Source organism: Plantactinospora mayteni, from assembly GCF_016862935.1.
GTDB classification, from domain to species: Bacteria; Actinomycetota; Actinomycetes; order Mycobacteriales; family Micromonosporaceae; genus Plantactinospora; species Plantactinospora mayteni.
The window spans coordinates 41088-64486 of sequence record NZ_BONX01000046.1; the positions used below are offsets into that span (position 1 = coordinate 41088).

At 72.8% G+C, this 23399-nt stretch carries 21 protein-coding genes and 1 pseudogene; 10 read left to right on the forward strand and 12 right to left on the reverse strand.

Features of this window, described 5'->3' with window-relative positions:
* Positions 1-90 precede the first annotated feature (90 nt).
* Positions 91-1953, reverse strand: coding sequence for a putative glycosyltransferase family protein (locus Pma05_RS30850; RefSeq protein WP_203861071.1), 1863 nt, complete (start codon positions 1951-1953; stop codon positions 91-93).
* A 163-nt stretch (positions 1954-2116) separates the two neighbouring features.
* Between Pma05_RS30850 and Pma05_RS30855 the strand changes: the two genes are divergently transcribed.
* The 3 genes and pseudogenes from Pma05_RS30855 to Pma05_RS30865 form a co-directional block, all read left to right on the forward strand.
* Positions 2117-3463, forward strand: coding sequence for an outer membrane protein assembly factor BamB family protein (locus Pma05_RS30855; protein ID WP_203861015.1), 1347 nt, complete (start codon positions 2117-2119; stop codon positions 3461-3463).
* A 78-nt stretch (positions 3464-3541) separates the two neighbouring features.
* Positions 3542-4228, forward strand: coding sequence for a response regulator transcription factor (locus tag Pma05_RS30860; RefSeq protein ID WP_203861016.1), 687 nt, complete (start codon positions 3542-3544; stop codon positions 4226-4228).
* Positions 4229-4236: 8 nt separating this feature from the next.
* Positions 4237-5382: pseudogene (locus Pma05_RS30865) on the forward strand (sensor histidine kinase); the annotation flags it as partial.
* A gap of 224 nt (positions 5383-5606) precedes the next feature.
* Here the strand turns inward: Pma05_RS30865 and Pma05_RS42965 are convergent.
* Positions 5607-6545, reverse strand: a complete 939-nt coding sequence (locus tag Pma05_RS42965; protein ID WP_239313427.1) for a DUF2637 domain-containing protein — start codon at positions 6543-6545, stop codon at positions 5607-5609.
* A 336-nt stretch (positions 6546-6881) separates the two neighbouring features.
* Between Pma05_RS42965 and Pma05_RS30875 the strand changes: the two genes are divergently transcribed.
* The 3 genes from Pma05_RS30875 (at position 6882) to Pma05_RS30885 (ending at position 8084) form a co-directional block, all read left to right on the forward strand.
* A complete protein-coding gene (locus Pma05_RS30875) occupies positions 6882-7136 on the forward strand; it encodes a type II toxin-antitoxin system Phd/YefM family antitoxin (protein WP_203861017.1) in 255 nt (84 codons plus the stop codon).
* Positions 7133-7507, forward strand: coding sequence for a type II toxin-antitoxin system VapC family toxin (locus Pma05_RS30880; RefSeq protein WP_203861018.1), 375 nt, complete (start codon positions 7133-7135; stop codon positions 7505-7507). The genes Pma05_RS30875 and Pma05_RS30880 overlap by 4 nt, the downstream gene beginning before the upstream one ends.
* 193 nt (positions 7508-7700) lie before the next feature.
* Positions 7701-8084: a VOC family protein gene (locus Pma05_RS30885; RefSeq protein WP_203861019.1), complete on the forward strand. Its 384-nt coding sequence runs from the start codon at positions 7701-7703 to the stop codon at positions 8082-8084.
* A 226-nt stretch (positions 8085-8310) separates the two neighbouring features.
* On the opposite strand, the gene Pma05_RS30890 is transcribed toward Pma05_RS30885, so the two are convergent.
* The 4 genes from Pma05_RS30890 to Pma05_RS30905 all read right to left on the reverse strand — a co-directional run bounded on the left by Pma05_RS30890 (position 8311) and on the right by Pma05_RS30905 (position 13037).
* Positions 8311-8772, reverse strand: a complete 462-nt coding sequence (locus Pma05_RS30890; protein WP_203861020.1) for a roadblock/LC7 domain-containing protein — start codon at positions 8770-8772, stop codon at positions 8311-8313.
* A gap of 26 nt (positions 8773-8798) precedes the next feature.
* Complete coding sequence (locus Pma05_RS30895; protein ID WP_203861021.1) at positions 8799-9170, reverse strand: hypothetical protein; 372 nt, start codon at positions 9168-9170, stop codon at positions 8799-8801.
* A gap of 577 nt (positions 9171-9747) precedes the next feature.
* A complete protein-coding gene (locus Pma05_RS30900) occupies positions 9748-11847 on the reverse strand; it encodes a 3-hydroxyacyl-CoA dehydrogenase NAD-binding domain-containing protein (RefSeq protein ID WP_203861022.1) in 2100 nt (699 codons plus the stop codon).
* Positions 11844-13037, reverse strand: coding sequence for a thiolase family protein (locus Pma05_RS30905; RefSeq protein ID WP_203861023.1), 1194 nt, complete (start codon positions 13035-13037; stop codon positions 11844-11846). The genes Pma05_RS30900 and Pma05_RS30905 overlap by 4 nt, the downstream gene beginning before the upstream one ends.
* Before the next feature lie 222 nt (positions 13038-13259).
* Between Pma05_RS30905 and galE the strand changes: the two genes are divergently transcribed.
* Positions 13260-14285 (forward strand): UDP-glucose 4-epimerase GalE, encoded by a 1026-nt coding sequence (gene galE, locus Pma05_RS30910; protein WP_203861024.1) that lies wholly within the window; start codon positions 13260-13262, stop codon positions 14283-14285.
* Positions 14286-14398: 113 nt separating this feature from the next.
* On the opposite strand, the gene Pma05_RS30915 is transcribed toward galE, so the two are convergent.
* Both Pma05_RS30915 and Pma05_RS30920 read right to left on the reverse strand, forming a co-directional pair.
* Complete coding sequence (locus tag Pma05_RS30915) at positions 14399-15721, reverse strand: ribonuclease D (protein WP_203861025.1); 1323 nt, start codon at positions 15719-15721, stop codon at positions 14399-14401.
* 125 nt (positions 15722-15846) lie between these two features.
* A complete protein-coding gene (locus Pma05_RS30920) occupies positions 15847-16419 on the reverse strand; it encodes a DUF3000 domain-containing protein (RefSeq protein ID WP_203861026.1) in 573 nt (190 codons plus the stop codon).
* Between the two features lie 182 nt (positions 16420-16601).
* Here Pma05_RS30920 and hemE point away from each other — a divergent pair, with 182 nt between their 5' ends.
* From hemE to hemQ, 3 genes are read left to right on the forward strand one after another with little or no spacing between them, the layout of a single operon-like run.
* Positions 16602-17684, forward strand: a complete 1083-nt coding sequence (gene hemE, locus Pma05_RS30925; RefSeq protein ID WP_203861027.1) for a uroporphyrinogen decarboxylase — start codon at positions 16602-16604, stop codon at positions 17682-17684.
* A gap of 58 nt (positions 17685-17742) precedes the next feature.
* Complete coding sequence (hemG, locus tag Pma05_RS30930) at positions 17743-19233, forward strand: protoporphyrinogen oxidase (RefSeq protein ID WP_372441583.1); 1491 nt, start codon at positions 17743-17745, stop codon at positions 19231-19233.
* Positions 19230-19982 carry a hydrogen peroxide-dependent heme synthase gene (gene hemQ / locus Pma05_RS30935; protein WP_203861028.1) on the forward strand — a complete coding sequence of 251 codons (753 nt, stop codon included), beginning with the start codon at positions 19230-19232 and terminating at the stop codon, positions 19980-19982. The genes hemG and hemQ overlap by 4 nt, the downstream gene beginning before the upstream one ends.
* 135 nt (positions 19983-20117) lie before the next feature.
* On the opposite strand, the gene Pma05_RS30940 is transcribed toward hemQ, so the two are convergent.
* The 4 genes from Pma05_RS30940 to msrB form a co-directional block, all read right to left on the reverse strand.
* Entirely contained in the window at positions 20118-21641 is a 1524-nt protein-coding gene (locus Pma05_RS30940) for a hypothetical protein (RefSeq protein WP_203861029.1), read from the reverse strand.
* A 174-nt stretch (positions 21642-21815) separates the two neighbouring features.
* Positions 21816-22319 carry a GNAT family N-acetyltransferase gene (locus tag Pma05_RS30945; protein ID WP_203861030.1) on the reverse strand — a complete coding sequence of 168 codons (504 nt, stop codon included), beginning with the start codon at positions 22317-22319 and terminating at the stop codon, positions 21816-21818.
* A gap of 209 nt (positions 22320-22528) precedes the next feature.
* Positions 22529-22792 (reverse strand): metallothionein, encoded by a 264-nt coding sequence (locus tag Pma05_RS30950; RefSeq protein WP_107258665.1) that lies wholly within the window; start codon positions 22790-22792, stop codon positions 22529-22531.
* 45 nt (positions 22793-22837) lie between these two features.
* A complete protein-coding gene (msrB, locus tag Pma05_RS30955; protein WP_203861031.1) occupies positions 22838-23266 on the reverse strand; it encodes a peptide-methionine (R)-S-oxide reductase MsrB in 429 nt (142 codons plus the stop codon).
* Positions 23267-23399 lie beyond the last annotated feature (133 nt).

Sequence of the window (23399 nt, forward strand, 5' to 3'; positions counted from 1 at the left end):
AGCAGCGGTCGGGAACGTCAGCCGAGGAGCGGCGCGGACGTCAGCCGACGAGCGGCGCGGACGTCAGCCCCACCGAGCGGCGGTCGGACCTCAGCCGACGAGCGGTCGGACGTCCCAGAGCCAGACGTCGTCCACCCGCTGCCCCGGGCCGAACAGTCCGGCCAGCAGCACGTGCAGGGCGGGTGTGGCCGGATGGTCGCCGAGCACCACCACCGAGGCTTTCCAGAACCGCAGGTCCTCGATCGCCTGGCGGCGGTTCTCCTCGGTGACCACCGGTGCGGCGCCCCGGTCCATGGTCCCGTAGATCAGCAGGCTGGTCGGCCGGGACGGGGCGCCGAACACCCCGTAGCCCTCCGTGTCCGGCCCGATGAAGTAGCCGGCCGGGATCGGGAACTCCTGCCCGGTCAGCGCGCTCCAGCGCAGCGTGGAGAGGCCGTGCACGTTGCTCGGGATCGGCACCGGCACCAGGGTCCGGCCCGCCGGTACGTAGGGTCGCCAGGCCCCGGAGGTGATGAACTGCGGCGGCGGGTCGATCCGCATGGCCGGCAGCGGGCGCGGGATGATCGGCAGCAGCGCGAGCGCGATCGCGGCGTACGCCATGATCCGCAGCCGTCGCCGGACCGGCTCGACCGGCCCGGCGACCTCGAGCGGGGCGCTGGCCGGGGTGCCGCCGTTCGAGGCGAACGGTCGGGGTCGGCTCTTCGCGACCTCGTCCCAGGCGAGTGCGACCAGGATGCCGACGGTGGCGACCGTGACCAGACTCAGCCGGGTCGGCATCATCATCTCGATCAGCGGCAGATCCTCCGGCAGCAGGTGCCACGGCCCCTCGTGCTCGGTGAGCCGGCCGTCGTAGCGGATCTGCCGGCCCAGCGAGAAGAGCGCGAACCCGGCACCGAGCAGCGCGGCGATCCGGGCGGCGACGGAGGTCCGCCAGAGCAGCACCGCGACCAGCACGACCAGCCCGACGAGCGGCCAGCCCAGCCAGGTGTTCTGCTCGGTGACCCCGATGGTCTTCTCCACCTCCGGGGTGCCGGCGATGGTGTCCCGGGAGTAGGTGACGAAGGCCCGCAGGTCCTCGCCCCAGTTGTGGAAGACGCCACCCTGAAGGCCGCGGTAGGACTGCGGGCCGTTGAACTGGTACCAGATCGGGTAGCCGGCCAGTAGCAGCGCCACCGCGCCGCCGACGCCGACGCCGCGGAGGAGGTTCCAGATCTGGTCGCGCATCCGCGACCAGCGGAAGGCGACGTAGAGCGGCACGACCACCGCGCAGGCCAGCGCGGTGAGCAGCAGCATCTCCTCGTTGATGAAGATCTGGTACGCCACCAGCAGCCCCAGCACCAGCCCGTTGCGCAGCCAGCGACCCGGCTCGGTGAGCCGGAACACCCGGACCACGATCAGTGGGAGCAGGAAGTTGGAGACGAAGTTCGGCTGCCCGTTGGCGTGGTGGATGATGCCGGGCGCGAAGCCGAGGAACGCCCCGCCGACGAACGCCGCGCCCCGCGAGGAGACCAGGTACCGGGAGAGCATCCAGTACGAGGTGCCGGCCGTCGCCGCGAGCGCACCGCCGAGATACAGCGCGTACGTCACCTGTGGGCCGAACAGCCAGGTGAGTGGGGCCAGCGGCAGCGTGACGCCCAACAGCGAGGTGTTGGCCATCATGTTGACCCCGTCCGGGGCGTTCTGCCGGGCGGAGAAGAGCGGGTTCTCCAGGTGCTGCACCGAGTACGCGCCGTGCGCGAAGAGCCACTCGAACCAACTGTGGTCGGTCGGCAGGTGCGACGACACCCGGTGGTTGACGTCGACCCAGTAGTTGGCGCACACGAAGACGCCGAGCAGGACGTACGCTCCGATGGCCAGTACGTCGGCCCGCGCGGGAGTTCGGAAGAAACGCCTCTGTCGAGATCGACCGACTTCGGTCGAGCCGGCTTCGGCGTCCGAAGAATTGTCCACCACCGGAACTGCCACGAGGCGCCATCGTACAGGTGGCTTCGCGTCCGAATTGCCGCTACCCGCTCGGGTGTATCCGGAACGTGCCCGACCAGGATCGCGGCCATGCCGGGCACACCCGGGCGCCGGTCGGCGGCCCGGGCCGGACGAGCCGGGGGAGAGAGCAGAGATGGCCACCATCGAGCTGGGTGAGTTGACCGCCGCGTCCCGCCCGGAGCCGGTCGGCCCGGTGCGGGCCGCGACCCGAGGGGCGGTCCGGCGTCGGATGCCCCGGTCGGGACTGCTCGCGGCGGTGCTGGTCGGGCTGCTCGGCACGGTGGCGGCCGGCGGCCCGTCACCCCGACCGTGGCCGGAGGCGACGATACCGACCCGGCTCGGCTCCATCGTCCTCGCCGATCGGGACTGGATGTTCGTCGTCGAACCCCGGCGGTCCGGTCGGGGCGCTCCGGAGTTGGCCGCGTACCGGCTGCCGGCGGCGGAACAGAGCTGGCGGGTGACGTTGTCGACCGACGCCGTCGGGAGCCTCCAGGTGGTCGGCGAGCACCTGCTGCTGGCCCGCTATCCGGAGCCGTTGCTGAGCAGGGCCGCGCGGCTGACGGTGCTGGACCTGTCGGCCGGCGCGGTGGTCTGGGAGCGCGAGGCGAGCCTGCTGGTGGTCGGCAACGGTGGTGAACTGGTGCTCTGGGCGACGGCCGAGGACTGGCAGCCGGGCGCGGAGAGCCGGCCCGGCAGGCTGGAGGCGGTGGATCCGGCCTCCGGCGCCGTGCGCTGGTCGCTGCCGGTGCCGGCCGGTGCCCTGCCGTCGTTCGACACGACGGTGGTCGACCCGGCGGCACCGGTCCGGGCCTCGACGCTGGTCCTGGCCCTGCCGTCCGGCCGGGTCGAGGTGCGCGATCTCGGCACCGGCGCCGTCGTGCGGGCCGTCCAACTGCCGCCGCCGAGCGCCGGGCCGCAGGCCAACTGGCGGGCCGAGATCGCCGCCGGCCTGTTCCTGGTGTACGAGGAGAGCACGGTGACCGCGTACGGGCTGCCGTGGCTGGACCGGCGCTGGTCGGTCCGGACCCAGCCCGCCGTGGAGCAGGGGCCGTTCGGCTGCGGAGCCGACCTGTGCAGCCTGCGCCGCCCGCGCGGGGTACGCGTCTGGGATGCCGGGACCGGCGGTACCCGCTGGTCGGACGAGCGCTGGACCGGAATCTGGGCGGTCGGTGACGCCCTGGTCGCCGCCCGGGCCGGTACCGGCCCGACCGAGGCGCTCTCCGTGCTCGATCCGGCCACCGGGCGGGTACTCGCCGACCTCGGCGCCTGGGGACTCCTCACGCCGCACGGGTCGCGGTTCGTCGCCGTCCGGTACGGCGCGGATCGGCGGGCCTGGGTGGTGGAGTTCGATCCGGCGACCTGGCGGAGCCGGCTCCTGGCGGTGCTGCCCGGCGTCTCCGACGACTGCGGGCTGACCGCGACGGCGCTGCACTGCCGGCGGCTGGACGCCTCGATCGGGGTGTGGCGACTGCCCGGATAGCACCCCGGCCGGCGCCTGCGAGCAGTCACTTGTCGGGCACGGATAGGTTGTCCCCTACAGGCAGCCGGGGAGGGCGTGGTGCGGGTACTGGTGGTGGAGGACGAGCGCAACCTGGCCGACGCGATCGTCCGTGGGCTGCGTCGGCAGGGGATGGCGGTGGACGTCGCCTACGACGGCTCGGCCGGACACGAGATGGCCTTCGTCACCCGGTACGACGTGGTGGTGCTCGACCGGGACCTGCCCGGCGTGCACGGCGACCAGATCTGTGCCGACCTGGTCACCTCGGGCGCCCTGACCCGGGTGCTGATGCTGACCGCCAGCGGCACGGTCGCCGACCGGGTGGAGGGGCTCCAACTCGGCGCCGACGACTACCTGCCGAAGCCGTTCGCCTTCGACGAGCTGGTCGCCCGGGTGCAGGCGCTGGGCCGCCGGGCCACCCCGGCCACCCCGCCGGTGCTGACCGTGGCCGACCTGGTGGTCGACCCGGCGCGACGGGTGGCGACCCGGGGCGGGGCGGCGGTCGACCTGACCCGTAAGGAGTTCGGCGTGCTGGAGGAGCTGGTCAAGGCGCGCGGTGCGGTGGTCTCCAGCGAGGAACTCCTGGAACGGGTCTGGGACGCCAACACCGACCCGTTCACCACCACGGTCCGGGTGACCGTGATGACGTTGCGGAAGAAGCTCGGTGATCCCCCGCTGATCGAGACGGTGGTCGGTGCCGGCTACCGGGTACCGGACCCGTACGTGCCAGGGCAGGTGAGCGCGTGACCGTCTATCTGACCCGCCGTCGCCCCCGGGTACGGCCCACCCTGCGGCTCCGGCTGACCCTGCTCAACGGCATCCTGCTGATCGGCGCCGGGGTGATCCTGGTGCTGCTCGCCTGGCTGCTGGTCGGGGACGTGCTGACCCCGGACATCCAGCTCAGGTCGAACCCGACGCTGGAGCTGTCCGACGGCCGGCGGGTCGGTGCGAGCCAGTGGCAGCAGGAGATGGCGCAGATCGCCATGCGGGAACTGCTGGTCAAGGGGTTGCTGGCGCTGCTGGTGATCAGCGTCGTCGGGGTCGCCGGGGCGTACGCGGTGGCCGGCCGGGCGCTCCGCCCGCTGCACCAGGTCACCTCGACGGCCCGACGGCTCGGCGAGGCCACCCTCGACCAGCGGATCCGCTACTCCGGCGCGGACGACGAGGTGGCCGAGCTGGCCGGCACCTTCGACGCGATGCTGGACCGGATCGGGGACGCCTTCGAGGCGCAGAAACGCTTCGTCGCCAACGCCTCGCACGAGCTGCGTACCCCGCTGGCGGTGATGCGTACCGAGATCGACGTCACGATGGCCGACGACGAGGCGGACGTGGCCGAGTACCGGCGGATGGCCACGGTGGTCCGGGACGCCTCGGAGCGGGCCAACAACCTGGTCGACGCGCTCCTGGTGCTGGCCCGCAGCGAGGCGCAGTCGGGTCGCCGGTTGGCCCGGAAGGCGCCGACCGATCTCGCCGCCGGGGCCAGCGCGGCGCTCTCGGCGGTCCGGAACGAGACCACCCGGCTCAAGCTCCAGGTCGAGACGGCGTTGGCCCCGGCACCGGTGGTCGGCGATCCCGGCCTGCTGGAGCGGCTGGCCGGCAACCTGATCGAGAACGCGGTGCGCTACAACCACCTGCACGGCCGGATGTGGGTGCGTACCGGCTCCGATCCCGAGCAGGCCTGGCTGGTGGTCGGCAACACCGGCTTCGAGGTGGAGCAGGCGGACGTACCCGGGCTGTTCGAGGCGTTCCGCCGGGGTGGCCGGGAGCGGACCGGCGCCCGGGGGTCCGGGCTGGGACTGTCGATCGTCCGGGCGGTCTGCGACGCGCACGGCGGCACGGTCAGCGCGATCGCCCAGGACGGTGGCGGGCTGGAGGTGACCGTGACGCTTCCGGCGGCCGAGACCACTCCGGTGGTGGCCGCCTCGGCGGCGGTCGGCGGCGGCCCGGTCGGCACGCCGGTCCGGCCGGTGCCGGCGAACAGCACGGTCAGCACGGTCCCGCTCGGTTCGTCCGTCACCCGCGCCGCCCCGGCCGGCCTGCCGATCCCGGGTACGCCGCCCGAGGCGACTCCCGGCGCTCCGACCGGCCCGACAGGGGCTAGCCCTGGCAGCGGATGACTCCGGAGTCAGGCGACCAGGTCGAGTTCGCGTACCTCGCGGCGGATCGCCCGCAGCCGGGCGGTGGTGATGCCGAGTTCCTGTGCCACGTCGGCGTCACTGGCCTCGGGCCGCTCCGCCTGGATCGCCGCGGCCAGGGCGGCGGTTTCGGTGATCGGGCGGCGCGGCTTGGCCGCCCGGCCGGTCGAGGCCCGCTTCCGGGCCGGTCCGGCCGCCGCCTGCCGGGCCGCCGCCTTCCCGGCCCTGGCAGCGGTTCCGGCGTCCGGTGCCGCCTCCGCACCCGTTCCCCGCGCCCCGTCGGGCAGGCCGGTTTCCGTCCCGCCGGAGGGGACGGCGAGGATCTCGCCGATACCCCGGCCGAGCGGCTCGACCGCGCCGAGCGACCCGCCGCCCGATGTCGCCGCCGGACGCCGACGGGTTCCGGCAGCCCCACCCGTTGCGGCGACCCGTTCGGATCCCAGGGCATGATCGAACTCTCCGCTCCGGGCGGACCCGGCCGCGCCGGCGGAATCCGCCGGGCCGGCCCTCACCGCCGCAACGGTCGTCGCGGCCTGGGCGGCGGAGATCCGGCCGCCCAGCTCGACCAGGCAGATGCTGGCCACCACGATCAGGCCGTCGACCGAGAGCGGCAGCAGGTACGGCGACGCGCCCGTCTCGCCGTACCGGGCGGCCACCCCGACCATGTGCCAGTACGACACCCAGGCGGCGATCCCGGCGATGGTGGCGGTGGCCGCCATCCGGGCGTACGCCAGCGAGCGGCGGTGCACCGGTACCCGTGAGATCAACTCGACGGTGAGCAGCAGAGCCAGCGGTGGCCAGGCGGCGATGGCCTGGCTGATCGGGTTGTCCCAGGCGTGCAGGACGTTGGCCACCACCGAGACGGCGACCCCGAGGGCCAGGATGGCGCGTACGGCCCAGCGGACCCGGCGAAGCTGTGGGAGGGGCACCGGTCACTCCTTGCCTGTCGTCGTGCTTCCTCTCGGCCCAGCGGACCAGCCGGCCTGACCGCTCATCCTTACGGCCGAAGCGGTCCAGCCGGTGTACCGGCCGAATTTACGGCGTGTCGCTCACCGCCTGGTGGCCTTCCATGTGCTTGGCGTTGCCGCGACCGCCCGCGCCCGGCCCGCCGGATCGCCCTGCCGGGTCCTGGCCGGTCGGTTGCGCCCCGTTGTCCAGCCCGGGACGCGGACCGCACAGCCCAGAAGGCAGGCGATGGTCGGGACGAGTCGCACCCCGGCTGTTCGCGAGGTAGCCTAAGCTGTTAGCTAACCCGGGAGGTGGTCATGTCGTCCGAAGCCGTGCACTACAACATGCATGACGCCAAGACCCACCTGTCGCGGATCATCGAGCGAGTGGAACGTGGCGAGGAGGTCATCATCGACCGGGCGGGCACCCCGGTGGCGAAAGTCGTGCCGCTGGTGCACCGGGTCAACCGCACGGCCATCGGCTCCCTCGCCGGACAGCTGGACCTGTCAGGTGACTGGGACTCGCCCCAGACCAATGACGAGATCGCCGCCGACTTTGGCATCGGCGCATGAGCCTGCTGTTGGACACCCACGTCGCGCTCTGGGCCATCGCCGGTGATGCGACTCTGGACCCGGAGTTCCTTGACCGGCTTCGCCGCGACCCGGACATCTTCCTCTCTCCGGTCAGTCTGTGGGAGATCACCATCAAGCAGACGGCTGGGAAGCTCACCGGACCGTCCGACCTCGCAGAGCGGGTACGAGACATGGGCTTTCGCGAATTGGCGGTGACCCACGCCCACGCGATCGCCGCCGGTCGCCTCCCACCTCATCACCGCGATCCATTCGACCGGATGTTGGTGGCGCAAGCAGCAGTGGAAGGCTTCACGTTGGCCTCTCGCGACATGTCGATCGCGCAGTACGACGTGGACATCCTCAAGGTCTGACCACCAACGTTTCCTGAGCTTCCGGCTGGCTGTTGCCGATCCCGTGCCGCTGTGACAGGCTTGCCGCCGTCAGCCCGGATCATCGGAGGGAGGTGCGGTTGATGGTTGCGCTGTCCTGTCCCGCGCCTCGCCTCGGCCACCGCTGACCGATCCGCGTTCCTCCGCGAGGCGCACACTCCAACACGGAGGATTCGTGAGTTCCGTCATCCACAACATCAGCTTCGACTGCGCCGACACGTACACCTTGGCCAGCTTCTGGGCGAAGGTGCTGGACCGGTCCCTGCGCCCGGAAGACCAGCCCGGCGACGACGAGATCACGCTGCTGGCGCCGGACGGCGTCGGGCCGCAGGTCTTCTTCCAACGGGTGCCGGAGGGCAAGTCCGGCAAGAACCGGCTGCACGTCTGCCTGCAACCGACCGACCGGACCCGGGACGAGGAGGTCGACCGGCTGTTCGGGCTGGGCGCCAGCCTGGTCGCCGACCACCGGCGGCCGGACGGCACCGGCTGGGCGGTGCTCGCCGACCCTGAGGGCAACGAGTTCTGCGTCGAGCGGAGCGCCGCCGAGCGCGCCGGCTGAGCCCGGCGTACCGGCGGTGAACCGGTAGTACGGACGTGGCGGGCCCCTCCGCACCGGCAGCGGTGTGGCGGGGCCCGTGCTAACGGGACAGCCGGGCGAGCAGGGGCGGCCGGGCTAACCGGGCGGCCTGGTGTACGCGTTCGGTGGCGCGGGCCGGCCAGGCTGCCGCCGAGGCCCCGTCCGGCTGCCAGAACCGTTCGGGAAACTCGGGATCCCGCGTCCGGGGTCAGGAGTCTCGGGCGGTGGCGAGCAGCGCGGCGAGCCGTTCGGCCGCCGTCGGCGCGTGCAGGTGCAGCCGGGCCACGTTGATGGCGTCCTCGCCGATCACCCCGAGCAGGGCGCTGGGACCCGCCATGTAGACGCTGAGGTAGCCGTCCTGGCTCCGTACGGTGGACTCCCGGAACGCGCCCTGCCGGAGCCGGAGCCCGACCTGCCGGCCGATCCCGAAGCTGGTGGCGGCGAGCGCCGCCAGGTCCCACGGGTCGGCGTCCTCGGGCAGGTTGTGGGTGATCAGCAGTCCGTCGACCCCGCCCAGGACGCAACCGCGCACCCCGGGGATCAGCAGCCGCAGGTCGGACAGGACGGTGTCGATCGCCACGTGCGGAAGCCGGTCGAGGCGGGGCACCGGCGCGCCGTACCGCTCGTCGGCGACCTGGTCCGACCGGGCCTCGGCTACTCGTCGGGGCAAAGTTCTCTCGGGGTTGTCGAGAGTGCTCACAACTCCATGCTCTCCTCGATGGTGCGCAGCTGGTGCCGGGCGAGCGCGAGGTTGGCGCGGCTCTTGCTGAGCATCAGATAGAGGAAGAGGCCCTTGCCCGTCTGCGAGCGCAGCGGCCGGATCACGTGGTACTGGCTGCCGAGGGTGATCAGGATGTCCTCGATCGTGTCGTTGAGCTTGAGCATCTCCATCGTCCGCATCTTGGCCCGCACCACCTCGGTGTTGCCGGCCGCCGCGACGGTGAGGTCGAACTCGGCGGTTCCTCCTGCGACGCCGAGCGTCATGCCGCTGGTGTAGTCCACCAACGCGACGCCGATCGCACCGTCGATGCTCATCGCGCCCTTGAGGGCGATATCGAGGTTCGCCACGATTCTCCTTCCGGTCGTGCTGTCCCCGGCGACGGTTCCCCGGTAGCGGGACGCCTGCGGTGCCGCCACGGTCGGGGAACTGTCGCCGTGTGTCGTGGAACTTCTGCGGAGAGGTTTGCATACCGGCAGGTCGTTCGCATGTGTTGAAACGATCATTGGACTGACCGGACAGTCGGTGATCACCCACGGGGCGGAGAACTCCGGGTGCCAAGGGGATGCCACTGTCCGCCCCAAGCTGTTAGCGGCGACGCATTCGGCCGGGACAGCCGCCTTCGCCGGGCGGGTCCGGCGTACGGGAGACGAATCCAGTCGGTGTCCAGTGGCCGTTCAGTCCGGTACGCGAATCTTGATCCCTGCCCGGCCGGCGCCCCCGCCCGGCCGGGCAGGCAGAACAGCACGGCGCCGACCCACGTCGAGGGCTGGCGGTCGCGGATCGACTGATGCCGTACCGCCGTACGCCGCCGGTGTCCGGGCAGATCGCGGTGATCAGGGACCGGGTCGCACAGCGCGCCGTGCGACTCGCCGGGACAGGTCCCTGATCACCGCGATCGTGGGGGGATAGGTGGGGTGGGACTGGTCAGCCGGGCAGGCTGGCCGCGCCCCGGGGCAGGAAGCGGCGGCCGGTGACCCGCTCGGAGGTGCCGGACCGGTCCAGGTACGGCGTGACGCCGCCGAGGTGGAACGGCCAGCCGGCACCGAGGATCATGCAGAGGTCGATGTCCTGCGGCTCGGCGACCACACCCTCGTCCAGCATCAGCCGGACCTCCTGGGCGAGCGCGTCCAGCGCCCGCCGGCGTACCTCTTCGGCGGTCAGCGGCGCGGAACCGACCTCCAGCAGCGCGGCCACCTCGGAGTTGACCTCGCCGTCGACCACCAGCGGCCTACCGGACTCGGCGATCCGCCGCAGGTTCTCGCTGACCGCGAACCGGTCCGGGAAGGCGGCGTGCAGCGTCCCGCCGACGTGGTACGCCACCGCCGGCCCGACGAGTTGGAGCAGCGCCAGCGGGCGCATCGGCAGGCCGAGCGGGTCGAGCGCGGCGTCCGCCACCTCGGGCGGGGTGCCGGCGTCCACGGCCGCGAAGATCTCGCCGAGGAAGCGGGTCAGCAGCCGGTTCACCACGAACGCGGGAGCGTCGGCGACGAGTACGCAGGACTTGCGCAGCTCCTTGCCGACCGCGAACGCGGTGGCCAGGGTGGCGTCGTCGGTCCGCCCGCCCCGGACGATCTCCAGCAGCGGCAGTACGGCGACCGGGTTGAAGAAGTGGAACCCGACCACCCGCTCCGGGTGCTCCAGGTCGGCGGCCATCGCGCTGACCGAGAGCGAGGAGGTGTTGGTGGCGAGTACGGCCTCCGGGGAGACGATCTTCTCCAGCTCGGCCCAGACCTGCTTCTTGACGGCCAGGTCCTCGAAGACCGCCTCGATCACGAAGTCGGCGTCGGCGAAGACGCCCTTGTCGACCGAGCCGCTGACCAGGGCGCGCAGCTTGGCGGCCGTACCCTCGGAAAGCCGGCCCTTGCCGACCAGCTTGTCGATCTCGGCGTGCACGTAGCCGACGCCCTTGTCCACTCTGGACTGGTCGAGGTCGGTGAGTACCACCGGCACCTGGAGCCGGCGGGCGAAGAGGAGCGCGAGCTGCGACGCCATCAGGCCGGCGCCGACGATGCCGACCTTGGTCACCGGCCGGGCCAGCTCCCTGTCCGGTGCCCCGACCGGCCGCTTGGCCCGGCGCTGCACCAGGTCGAAGGAGTAGAGGCCGCTGCGCAGCTCCTCGCTGAAGATCAGCTCGGCCAGCGCCTCGACCTCGGCGGCCATCCCCGGCGGCAGCCCGTCCGGGTCGCCGTCGGCGGCGCCGGCCGGCGCCTCGCGGGCCAGCTCCAGCAGTTCCAGCGCCTGATAGGCCGCCGGGACCGCGCCGTGCAGCCGCTCGTCCAGGGTCTGCCGGGCGAAGTAGAGCACGCCGTCCCACATCTCCCGGTCGACCTCCGGCCGGGTCACCTGGATCTCGCCGCGCACCACCTGCCCGGCCCACTCCAGCGAGCGCTCCAGGAAGTCGGCCGGCTCCAGCAGCACGTCCGCGATGCCCAGCTCGGCGGCCTGCTTCGGCTTGAGCATCCGGTTCTGCGTCAGCGGGTTCTGGATGACGACCTGGGCCGCACCGACGATGCCGATCAGGTTGGGCAGCAGTTGGGTACCGCCCCAGCCCGGCACCAGACCGAGCGAGACCTCGGGCAGGGCCAGCGCGGCGGCGCCGCCGGAGAGCGTCCGGTAGTGGCAGTGCAGCGCCAACTCCAGCCCGCCGCCCATCGCGGCGCCGTTGACGAAGGCGAAGGTCGGCACGGCGCTGGTGCGCAGCCGGCCGAAGACCCGGTGGCCGAGCCGGCCGATCTCGCGGGCCTGGTCCCGGTCCGCGAGCAGCGGCATGCCGGTCACGTCGGCGCCGACGCAGAAGATGTACGGCTTGCCGGTCACCGCCACGAACGCCGGCTCGGCGGCGAGGGCCTCGGTGACGGCGTTGTCCAGACTGGACAGACCGGCCGGGCCGAAGGTGTTCGGTTTGGTGTGGTCGAGGCCGTTGTCCAGGGTGATCAGTGCGGCCGGCCGGTCCAGCCCTGGCACGTCCACCAGCCGGAGCAGCGACCGGGTGATCACCTCGTTCGGGTTACGCGGAACCGTCATTTGTCCCCCTCCCACATCGGGTTCTCCCATACGACCGTGCCGCCCATGCCGATGCCGATGCACATCGCGGTGAGGCCGTACCGCACCTCGGGGTGCTCGGCGAACTGCCGGGCGAGCTGGGTCATCAGCCGTACCCCGGAGGAGGCGAGCGGGTGGCCGATGGCGATCGCCCCGCCCCACTGGTTGACCCGGGGGTCGTCGTCGGCGATGCCGAAGTGGTCGAGGAAGGCCAGTACCTGCACCGCGAACGCCTCGTTCAGCTCGAAGAGGCCGATGTCGTCGATGGAGAGTCCGGCGATCCGCAGCGCCTTCTCGGTGGACGGGATCGGGCCGTAGCCCATCACCTCCGGCTCCACCCCGACGAAGCCGTACGACACCAGCCGCATCGCCACCGGCAGCCCGAGTTCCCGGGCGACGTCCTCGGCGGCGAGCAGGCTGGCGGTGGCCCCGTCGTTGAGCCCGGCCGAGTTGCCGGCGGTGACCCTGCCGTGCGGGCGGAACGGCGTCTTCAGGGTGGCGAGCTTCTCCAGTGACGTCTCCCGGGGCGCCTCGTCGACGGTGGCGAGTTCCCAGCCGGTCTCCGGGTCGCGGGTCGCCACCGGCACCAGGTCGGGCTGGAGCTTGCCGTTGGCGTACGCCTTGGCGGTCTTGACCTGCGAGGCGAGCGCGTACGCGTCGGCGCGCTCCTTGGTGACGTGCGGGAGCCGGTCGTGCAGGTTCTCCGCGGTGGAGCCCATCACCAGGGCGGACGGGTCGACCAGCTTCTCGGCCAGGATCCGCGGGTTGGGGTCCACGCCCTCGCCCATCGGGTGCCGGCCCATGTGCTCGACGCCGCCGGCGATCGCCAGGTCGTAGGCGCCGATCGCGATCCCGCCGGCCACCGTGGTGACCGCGGTCATCGCCCCGGCGCACATCCGGTCGATGGCGTAGCCGGGCACCGTCCTGGGCAGCCCGGCGAGCAGCGCGGCGGTACGGCCGATGGTGAGGCCCTGGTCGCCGATCTGGGTGGTGGCGGCGATGGCCACCTCGTCGACCCGCTCCGGCGGCAGTTGCGGGTTGCGCCGCAGCAGTTCGCGGATGCAGCGGATCACCAGGTCGTCGGCGCGGGTGTGGGCGTACATCCCACCCGCTTTGCCGAACGGGGTGCGGACGCCGTCGACGAAGACGACGTCCCGGACTTCACGGGGCACTGGAGCCTCCTTGCCGCAGGGGCCTGGATGGGCGGGTACCTCGGATGCTACTAGCCAGTAACTAACGCCGTTTGCGCCCCCCGTGTGGCTCGGACCACATATCGTCCGGCTGGGTGCTCAGTAATCCCGCTATTGCCGTCTAAACACCGAGCAATAACGAAAAAGCTTCCTAATCAGCCTCCGAATCAGCCACGCTACTCGAATCCAGCCAGGAGAGTCCGGGTGAAGGTGCTGGTCGCCGGCGGTGCCGGCTTCATCGGCAGCACCATCGCGTCGGCCTGCCTGGACGAGGGCATCGAGCCGGTGATCCTGGACAGCCTCTGCACCGGCCGGGTCGAGTTCACCCGGGGGCGGATCTTCTACCAGGGCGACATCTCCGACGGTGCGCTGCTGGACCGGATCTTCGCCGAGCACCCGGAGATCGTCGCGGTGGTGCACGCGGCGGCACTGATCGTGGTGCCGGAGTCGGTGAGCGAGCCGCTGCGCTACTACCGGGAGAACGTCGCCAAGTCGCTCGACTTCCTCGAACACGTGATCCGCAACGGGGTCACCCGCTATGTCTTCAGCTCCTCGGCGGCGATCTACCGTACCGGTGCCGACCTCTCGGTGGACGAGAGTTCACCGCTGGAGCCGGCCAGCCCGTACGCCCGGACCAAGGCGATGATGGAGGCGGTGCTGGCGGACACCGCCGAGGCGACCCCGCTGCGGGCGCTCTCGCTGCGCTACTTCAACCCGATCGGTGCCGATCCGCTGCTGCGTACCGGTCTCCAGGTGCCCCGGCCGACGCACGCGCTGGGCAAACTGATCGACGCCTGGAGCGACGGCGGGGAGTTCCTGATCACCGGCACCGACTGGCCCACCCGGGACGGCTCGGGACTCCGGGACTACATCCACGTCTGGGACCTGGCCCGGGCACACGTCTGTGCGCTGCGCCGGTTCGACGGGATCCTGCCGCCCGGCGGTGACCGGTCGGTGGAGGCGGTCAACCTCGGCACCGGGGACGGCACCACCGTCCGGGAACTCGTCGCCGCCTTCGCCGAGGCGGTCGGGCCGGTACGTACCCGGGAGGCGCCGCCCCGCCCCGGCGACGGGGCCGGCTCGTTCACCCGGAGCACCCGGTCCCGGCTGCTGCTCGACTGGAAGCCGGAGTATTCCGTCGTCGACGGCATCCGGCACGCCGTGCAGTGGTGCCGGGTCCGCGACGAGCTGCTCGGCCTCCACCGACCCGCCCTGCACCTGCACCGTTGACTGATCTGGACCGTGCACGCGCTGGCCGCCTGAAGCATCGACGAACTCGCCTGCGAGTGCTGCCATGCCGGCCCGCCGGAGAGCTGTGCCGCCGGCGGGCCGGTGCGGACGGGTCAGGCCGTCGGCTCGGCCAGCGCCACCGCGAGTTCCTCGGCGATCAGGCCGACCTGCCAGCCCCGGGCGCCGTACCCGCGCAGGGTCTCGGCGACCGTGTCCGGAGTGATCTCCTCCGGCGGGATCCAGGCCAGCCGGCGTACCGAGTCCGGGGTGATCAGGTTTTCCGGCGGCAGGGTGTGTGTCGCGGCGATCCGGGTCACCACCTCGCGGCACCGGGCCAGCCGGGCCGCCGCCACGGGATCCCGCTCGGCCCAGCGGTGTGGCGGGGGCGGCCCGTCGATCGTCGGGCTCACCGGCAGCGCGTCGTCCGGCAGTTGCCGGGCGTCGGCGAGGGCGTCCAGCCAGGTCCGGACGAGCCGGCGTACCGAGCGGCCACCGAAGCCGGGCAGCATCAGCAGGGTGCGCTCGTCCTTCGGGTCCATCTCGGCGGCGGCGATGATCGCGGCGTCGGGGAGCACCCGGCCGGGTGCCGAGTCACGGCGGGCGGCGATCTCGTCCCGGGCGTACCAGAGTGACCGGACCCGGGCCTGCGCCCGGGCGCCGCGTACCCGGTGGATGCCGGAGGTCCGCCGCCACGGGTCCGGCCGCTGCCGGGCCGGTTGGGCACCCCAGGCCACCAGCGCGGCGAACTCCTCGGCCGCCCACTTCTCCTTGCCCTGGCGCTCCAGTTCGGCCGCGAGGATGTCCCGCAGCTCGGTCAGCATCTCCACGTCCAGCGCGGCGTAGGTCAGCCAGGACTCCGGCAGCGGCCGGCTGGACCAGTCCGCCGCCGAGTGGTGCTTCTCCAGGGTGAAGCCGAGCAGTTGTTCGGTCAGCGCGGCCAGGCCGACCCGTTCGAAGCCGGCCAGCCGGGCGGCCAGCTCGGTGTCGAAGAGGCGTCTCGGTCGCAGCCCGAGGTCGGCGAGGCAGGCGAGGTCCTGGCTGGCGGCGTGCAGCACCCATTCGGCGTCCGCGATCGCCTCGTCGAGGGTGCGGAGGTCGCCGAGCGGTAGCGGGTCGATCAGCACGGTGCCGGCCCCGGCCCGCCGGAGCTGGACCAGGTAGGCCCGTTGGCTGTAGCGGTAGCCGGAGGCGCGCTCGGCGTCGACGGCGACCGGGCCGGTGCCGGCCCCGAACCGGGACACCAGGTCGGCCAGGCCGGCGGGTGTCTCGACGGGGGCCGGAGTGCCGTCGCGAGGGGTGAGAAGCGGTACGGGCCCGCCGGGCGTTGGGTCGGGCCCCACTGTCTCGGGATCCGGCGCGGACACCGGAAGGCTGTGCGGCTCGTCCCCTGCTCGGCGTTGCGCGGCCCGACGGCGCAGGGGTGGTTCGTCGGTCACCTGGCAACCCTAGTCTTCGCCGAGATTCGGGTCGCGCAGCCGGTCCGGCGAGTCGGGTCCGGTGGGGCGGCTGAGGTCCGCCGAAGCGGTTGGGGCGTACGAGGTTCGGCGGAAGTTGCGGCTGGTCAGGCGGCGCCGGCCGGCCGGGAGTGCGGCAGTGCGGTGACACCGGGCGGCGGCAGCCCGGCGGTGGAGGCGAGCAGCGTGCACCAGGCCAGCAGATGCGCCCGCAGGTCGTCGCCGACCGGGGTCCAGGAGGCGCGGATCTCGATGTCACCGGCAGCCGGCGGGCCGGCCAGCTCGCCGAACCGGGTCGACATGGTCTGGGTCACCGTGCCGCCGAGCGCCCGGTAGGTGGCGTCCCGCACCTGGAGCGCGTCGGTCAGCCAGGTCCAGCCGACGCCGGGGAGCAGCGGATCGGCGGCGAGGTCGATCTCCAGCTCGGCGGTGACGTAGGTGACCAGGCGCAGCGTCCCCTCCCAGCCCTCGTGTCCGGCCGGGTCGTGCAGCAGGATGAGCCGGCCGGTGGCCACCTCCTCGTCGTCACGGCGCACGGTGGCGGCCAGCGCGAAGGCGTACGGGGCGAGCCGCTGGGGGGCGCCCACCTCCTCCAGTACGATCTCCGCGCGCGGCGCCGCCGACCGTAACCCGGCCACCGCGCGGGCGAAGGTCTCGGGCTGGACGATCGGGGAGGCCATATCCGCAGCCTAAGCCGATCGTCGGCGCCGTGGTGGGGCGCCGCGCCGGTCAGCCCGCCCGGTCGGCCCGGTAGACCCGCACTGCGGTCGGCCCGACAGACCCGCGCAGCGGTACGTCTGGCACGCCACAAAACCCGGCGGTGCGCGTCGCCGGGATCGGGGCGCGTGGCACGATTGCGCCGATGAGCACCACGACTGCGGGCAACGCGGCCCGAGACGACCAACCGGCCCTGGGTGGCCCGGCCGATTCGCCGTTCGTGCGGGCCTGCCGGCGGGAGCCGGTGCCACACACCCCGGTCTGGTTCATGCGGCAGGCCGGGCGTTCGCTGCCGGAATACCGCGAGGTGCGGGCCGGGATCCCGATGCTGGAGTCGTGCCGCCGGCCGGAGCTGGTCACCGAGATAACCCTCCAGCCGGTACGCCGGCACGGCGTGGACGCGGCGATCCTGTTCAGCGACATCGTCGTACCGGTGGCGGCGGCCGGGGTGGACCTGGACATCGTGCCCGGCACCGGGCCGGTGGTGGCCGAACCGGTACGCACCCTCGCCGACGTCGACCGAATCCGCACCATCGACCCCTCCGATGTGTCCTTTGTGGACGAGGCGGTACGGCTGCTCGTCGCCGAACTCGGCGAGACCCCGCTGATCGGCTTCGCCGGTGCGCCCTTCACCCTGGCCAGCTATCTGGTCGAGGGCGGGCCGTCCCGCAACCACGTACGCACCAAGGCGCTGATGCACGGCGCCCCGGACGTCTGGCACGCGCTGCTGGCCCGGCTGGCCGAGATCACCCTCGCCTTCCTGCGGGTGCAGGTCGGCGCTGGCGTCTCGGCGGTGCAGCTCTTCGACTCCTGGGCCGGGGCGCTCTCCGCGGCCGACTACCGGCGGTTCGTGCTGCCGCACTCGACGACGGTGCTGCGCGGGCTCGCCGACGCGGGAGTGCCGCGGATCCACTTCGGGGTCGGCACCGCCGAGCTGCTCGGCGCGATGGGCGAGGCCGGCGCGGACGTGGTCGGGGTGGACTGGCGTACCCCGCTGGACGCGGCGACGGTGCGGATCGGGCCGGACCTGGCGGTGCAGGGCAACCTGGACCCGGCGGTGCTCTTCGCGCCCTGGCCGGTGGTCGAGGCCGAGGTGCGCCGGGTCCTCGGCGAGGGCGCCGCCGCTCCCGGGTACGTCTTCAACCTGGGGCACGGCGTGCTGCCGGAGACCGATCCGGACGTGCTGACCCGGGTCGTCGCACTGGTCCACGAGGCGTCCGCGAGCTGATCGAAAGGCGGGCACGGGGGTGAACGACACGACACGGTCCGGCGGGCCGCGGATCGCCGTGGTCGGCGGCGGGATCACCGGGCTGGCCGCCGCGCTCCGGCTGCGGGACCGGCTCCCCGCCGGCACCGAGATCACCGTGTACGAGCAGTCCGGCGCGCTCGGCGGCAAGCTGCGTACCGGGTCGCTGGCCGGTACGACGGTCGAGTTCGGCGCCGAGGCGTTCCTGACCCGTGACCCGGCCGGCGGGGACTCGGCGGCGGTCGCCCTGGCCCGCCGGGTGGGGCTGGCCGACGCGCTGGTGCACCCGGCGATCGGCCGGGCCGCACTGGCGATCGGCGGCGAGCTGCGGCCGATGCCCCCGGGCACCCTGGTCGGGGTACCCGGTGACCTGGCCGCGGTGGCTGCGGTGGCCCGGCCGGCGGCGGAGCGGGACACCGACGAGGGCCGCCCGCTGGTCGGCCCGGACGAGGACCCGACGGTCGGCGAGCTGGTCCGGCGGCGGCTCGGCGACGAGGTGCTGAACCGGCTCGTCGACCCGATGCTCGGCGGGGTCTACGCCGGCCGCGCCGACGAGCTGTCGCTGACCGCCACGATGCCGGGACTGGCCCGGGCGGCGCGCACCGAGCCGACCCTGACCGGGGCGGTCCGGGCGGCACTGGCCGCCGCGCCCCGGCCGGCCGGCACTCCGGTCTTCGCCACCGTCGACGGCGGGGTGAGCCGGCTGGTGACCGCCGCCGCCGAGGCGGCCCGGGCCGAGATCAGGCTGAACGCGGCGGTCCGGGAACTGCTGCCGGTACCCGGTGGCTGGCGGCTGGTGATCGGCCCGACCCGCGACCCGGAACTGGTCGAGGTCGACGCGGTGGTGCTGGCCCTGCCGGCCCGGCCCGCCGCCCGGCTGCTCGGCGGGGTCGACGTGGCGGTCGGCGCACTGGTCGGCCGGCTCGACTACGCCAGCGTGGCGCTGGTCAGCCTGGCCCTGCCCGGCCCGCCCGCCGGGGCGGCGGCGAGTGACGGCGGTGTGCTGCCGGCGAGCGGCGGCGCTGCGGTGCTGACAGTCGGTGGCGGTGTGCTGCCGGCGGTCGGTGGCGGTGTGCTGCCGGCCGACCTGTCCGGGTTCCTGGTACCGGCGACCGAGGGGACCCTGGTCAAGGCGGCCACCTTCTTCACCAGCAAGTGGGCGCACCTGCGCCGGCCGGACGGCACCCTGATGCTGCGTGCCTCGGTCGGCCGGCACGGCGAGGAGCACCTGCTGCAACGCGCCGACGACGAGCTGGTCTCGGCGGTGCACCGGGAGCTGTCCGGGCTGCTCGGTGCGGAGCTGCCGGAGCCGGTCGACAGCCACCTGCAACGGTGGGGCGGCGCGCTGCCCCAGTACGCCCCCGGCCACCTGGACCGGGTGGCCGCGGCCCGGGCGGCGCTGCGGACCGCACACCCGACCCTGGTGCTGGCCGGCGCCGGTTACGACGGGGTGGGGATTCCGGTCTGCGTACGCTCCGGCGAGACCGCGGCCGAGGAGATCATCAAGGTGCTGGGAGTATCGAGGACATGACTGCGGAACAGACCGGTGGCGCGGAGCAGGGCAACCTGGAGCAGAGCAGCGTGGAGCAGAGCAACGCGGCGCGGCTGCGCGAGTTGAACGAGAGCATTCGCTACACCATGTGGTCGGTGTTCCGGGCGACCGGCCCGCTGCCCGAGGCCCGGGACGGCATCGCGGCCGAGGTCGAGTCGCTCTTCGAGGAGCTGGCCGGCAAGGACGTGGTGGTACGGGGCAGCTACGACGTCTCCGGGCTGCGTGCCGACGCGGACCTGCTGATCTGGTGGCACTCCTCGTCGAGCGACGCGCTCCAGGACGCGTACGGGCGGCTGCGGCGTACCGCGCTCGGTCGGCAGTTGGCGCCGGTCTGGTCGCAGATGGCGCTGCACCGGCCGGCGGAGTTCAACAAGAGCCACGTACCCGCGTTCCTGGCCGGCGAGCCGGCCCGGGGGTACGTCTGCGTCTACCCGTTCGTCCGCTCCTACGAGTGGTATCTGCTGCCCGACGCCGAGCGCCGGGAGATGCTGGCCGAGCACGGCAGGATGGCGCGCGGCTATCCGGACGTCCGGGCCAACACGGTCGCCTCGTTCGCGCTCGGCGACTACGAGTGGCTGCTCGCCTTCGAGGCCGACGAGCTGCACCGGATCGTCGACCTGATGCGCGACCTGCGCGCCTCCCGGGCCCGCCGGCACGTCCGCGAGGAGGTGCCGTTCTACACCGGCCGGCGCCGGAGCATCGGCGAACTGGTCAACGCGCTGCCGTGACGCGAGCGCGCCGCACTGCCATCGGTGGTGCCGCGTCAGATCCGGACACGGCCGCAGCCGGGCAGCACCTGGCCGGAGAGGAGTAGGGGCAACCGCGTCGCGCCGCTGCCCCTACTCCTTCCGTCGATAGGAGCGTCAGTCGACGACCGTGACGATCCGGCGGCGCCGGGCCACGACGACGCCGAGTACGCCGGCGGCGAGCAGCAGCACGCCGCCGAGCGCGACCAGCCCGGCCCGGGCACCGGTCACCGGCAGGCCACCGCCGGCGCCACCGGTCTCCAGCGTGATCGGAGCGGTGTTGTTGCCGGTGTTCTTGTCCTGTACGCCGCCGTCGACGACGATCGAGCCGGCCGCCCCGGGCTCGCCGGCAACCTTGACCGTGAAGTCGAAGAGCCAGGTCCTACCCGACTGGAGCTGCTCCGACGGCCAGCAGTGGTACGACAAGCCGTCCACCACTCCCCGCCGATCCGCACCGTCCGGGTTGTCGGTGTTCGGCTCGCACTGCTCGTCGACCTTGAGCACCGACAGGCCGGCCGGCAGGACCACATCGGCCGACGACGACCACTCCTCGTTCGGGGTGAGCGTGTTCGCCGGGCCGTCGTTGCGGATGCCGACCCGGATCGACCTGGTCTCGTCGACCGCGCCGTTGACGGTCGCCCCGATCGCGACACTGTCCGCCTCGTGCAGCGGCACCTTCACGGAGAACTCGGTCACGTTGTCGTCGTAGTTCAGGTCCTCAGCCGGGGCCCGCAACGCCTTGCTGGTCGGGACCAGCCGGAGCCGCTTGCCGCTCGACTTGTTGCCTGCCTGGCTGAGCCGCTGCTCGGCCTCGTCGTCGGTCAGCGGCAACACCGAGGCCCAGACCCCGTAGGTGTCCGGACCGGCCGCCTTGTCGGCCACCTTGAGTCGCAGCGGCGTCGCGGGATCGATCTCGAAGGTCTCGTCCGGGCCGACCGCTCCGTCCACAATGCAGGTCAGCGCGAGGTCGTCCCGGCTGTACAGGCAGTTCTCGTACGGGTTGGGCAGTTCCAGGTAGTGGGTGGTGCTGATCACCACGGCGACCGCGTCGGCGGCGACGGTGCCGTCGTTGCGGGCCGAGATTGGCACGTTGGTCGAGGCGCCGGCCTTCAGTTCGACGTCGGCGATCCGGCCGATCACCAGGTCGATGCCGGGGCCGCTGACGTGGACGATGCCCTCCGTGCTGGCCTCGCCCATGGTGTTCTCCGCGCGGGAGGTAGCGGTGATGGTGCCGCCCCACGGGGTCTCGGCGAGGTTTCCGGGTGCGACGCCGATGGTGTAGGTGTGCGTCGTCTCGGCCGCGAGTTCCGCGAGCGTGCAGGTGGCCACCGCGCCGGAGACGGCGCAGCCCTGGTCCGGACCGGGCAGCGTGGCGGTGATGGCGGCGGGCAGCCCGGAGGCGTCGACCTTCACCGAGACGTTGCGGGCGGCGACGCGCGAGTAGTTGTCGATGGTGAGCGTGACCGGCTTGGGCTTGGTCGCGTTCTCGGCGACGTTGACCACGACCGGCAGCGACGGGTACGCGGCGGCGTACGGTGACTCGGGCTCCTGGGCACCGGCCGGCGTGGCGGCGGCGACCGTGGTCAGTGCGACCACGGTGACGGCCACGCCGATCCGGGCCAAGGGCAGGAGGGGGCGCATGTAGACCTTCCAGAGGGATGCGTGGAAAGGCGCCGGGGCGGATTTCCACGGCGGTGCTCGGGAGGCTAGAGGTGGCCGGGTCGGGTCAGCAACCCCGGCCGGCACGAACCCCGCAAATGCCCGCGATCGGCGGGCAGTTCCGTCCGAACCGTCGGGCGGGGCTGGCCAGGCAGACTAGCTCGTCGCCTCGGCCCGGTCCGCCGGGTCGCGGCGCATCGGCACGTGCGGGATGCCGTCCTCGACGTACTCCGGGCCGCTCACCGTGAAGCCGTGGCGGGCGTAGAAGTCGACCAGGTGCGCCTGGGCGTCGAGTACGCACGGCCGGGAGCCGACCACGGCCAGCGCCTCGGTCATCAGCCGTCCGGCGTACCCGCCGCTCCGGGCCTCCCTGGCCACCACGACCCGGCCGATCCGCTCCACCCCGCCCGGGTCGGCGAGCAGTCGCAGGTACGCGATCGGCGCACCGCCCCGGGCCAGCCAGAGGTGCCGGGTGCCCGGCTCGACGTCCCGGCCGTCGAGTTCGGGATAGGCGCACTCCTGTTCCACCACGAAGACGTCGACCCGCAGCTTCAGCAGGTCGTGCAGGGTCCGGGCGTCGAGGTCGGCGAACGAGGCGACCCGGAACTCGACCCGGTCCGCGGGGTTCGCCTCCAGCGGTGGCGTCTGCGACTGGTGCATCCCGCGATGGTAGGCGTGCCCGAGCGCTGGCCGCCGCCCAGGCGATCGGGCGGGTGGACGGCCGATCCTGCGGGTGGACGGGCGATCGGGCGGGTGGACGGGCGATCGGGCGGGTGGACGGCGACCCGGCGGGTGGGCGGCCGCGCTGGGCCTTGCCGTGCCGGGTCTGTGGCCCGGTCTGTGCGGGAGTCGGGAACCCGGGTGGCGGGTCAGGCCGGGCGGGCGCCGACGGCGTCCCGGATCTCCGCGCCGCGCTCGCCCTCGACGACCCGGGCGCAGTGCCCGCAGCAGAAGAACCGGCCGGAGACCTCGACGCCGTGCCCCATGATCCGGATGCCGCAGTGTTCGCAGACCGGGGCGAGCTTGTGCGCCGCGCACTCGAACGAGTCGAAGGTGTGCACGTCCCCGCTCATCGTGCGGACCTCGAAGGCCAGCCAGTAGTCGTTGCCGCAGACCTCGCAGGTCGTCGCCATTGTCGAATTCCCCCGTTTTCCCGTTTCATCGCATCTGCGACGATTCTACGTGGTCGACGGGTCGAGGCGCATCGAGATCGAGTTGATGCAGTACCGGGCGTTCGTCGGGGTGAAGCCCTCGCCGTCGAAGCGGTGCCCTAGGTGGGAGTCGCAGGTGGCGCACCGTACTTCGATCCGGACCATGCCGAGCGAGCGGTCCTCCAGGTAACGGATCGCGCCGGGCAGCGCCTGGTCGAAGCTCGGCCAGCCGCAGTGCGAGTCGAACTTGGTGGCGCTGGCGAAGAGTTCCGCCCCGCAGGCCCGGCAGTGGTAGGTGCCTTCGGTCTTGGTGTCCACGTACTCGCCGGTCCACGAGCGCTCGGTGCCGGCCTGGCGGAGCACCTTGAACTCCTCGGGAGTGAGCCGGACCCGCCACTCCTCCTCCGTGGTGGGCAGCCTGTTTGCCTGGTCGCCCCGGACACTGTCGTCAGCCATATCCCAACGGTACGGCGGAGATCGCCGGGCGGCTAAGCGCCTCCTTACGCGGTTGAGCGCCTCCTCGGGCGGCTGGGCGCCTCCTTGCGTGGCTGGGCGCCTCCTCGGGCGGCTGGGCGCCACGGAATCGCCG

Excerpts from the sequence above, each read along its gene's own strand:
- Pma05_RS30855 (WP_203861015.1), top strand. The coding sequence starts at position 2,117 with ATGGCCACCATCGAGCTGGGTGAGTTGACCGCCGCGTCCCGCCCGGAG.
- Pma05_RS30875 (WP_203861017.1), top strand. The coding sequence starts at position 6,882 with ATGTCGTCCGAAGCCGTGCACTACAACATGCATGACGCCAAGACCCAC.
- Pma05_RS30880 (WP_203861018.1), top strand. The coding sequence starts at position 7,133 with ATGAGCCTGCTGTTGGACACCCACGTCGCGCTCTGGGCCATCGCCGGT.
- Pma05_RS30900 (WP_203861022.1), bottom strand. The coding sequence starts at position 11,847 with ATGACGGTTCCGCGTAACCCGAACGAGGTGATCACCCGGTCGCTGCTC.
- Pma05_RS30920 (WP_203861026.1), bottom strand. The coding sequence starts at position 16,419 with ATGGCCTCCCCGATCGTCCAGCCCGAGACCTTCGCCCGCGCGGTGGCC.
- hemE (WP_203861027.1), top strand. The coding sequence starts at position 16,602 with ATGAGCACCACGACTGCGGGCAACGCGGCCCGAGACGACCAACCGGCC.
- hemQ (WP_203861028.1), top strand. The coding sequence starts at position 19,230 with ATGACTGCGGAACAGACCGGTGGCGCGGAGCAGGGCAACCTGGAGCAG.
- Pma05_RS30940 (WP_203861029.1), bottom strand. The coding sequence starts at position 21,641 with ATGCGCCCCCTCCTGCCCTTGGCCCGGATCGGCGTGGCCGTCACCGTG.
- Pma05_RS30945 (WP_203861030.1), bottom strand. The coding sequence starts at position 22,319 with ATGCACCAGTCGCAGACGCCACCGCTGGAGGCGAACCCCGCGGACCGG.
- Pma05_RS30950 (WP_107258665.1), bottom strand. The coding sequence starts at position 22,792 with ATGGCGACGACCTGCGAGGTCTGCGGCAACGACTACTGGCTGGCCTTC.
- msrB (WP_203861031.1), bottom strand. The coding sequence starts at position 23,266 with ATGGCTGACGACAGTGTCCGGGGCGACCAGGCAAACAGGCTGCCCACC.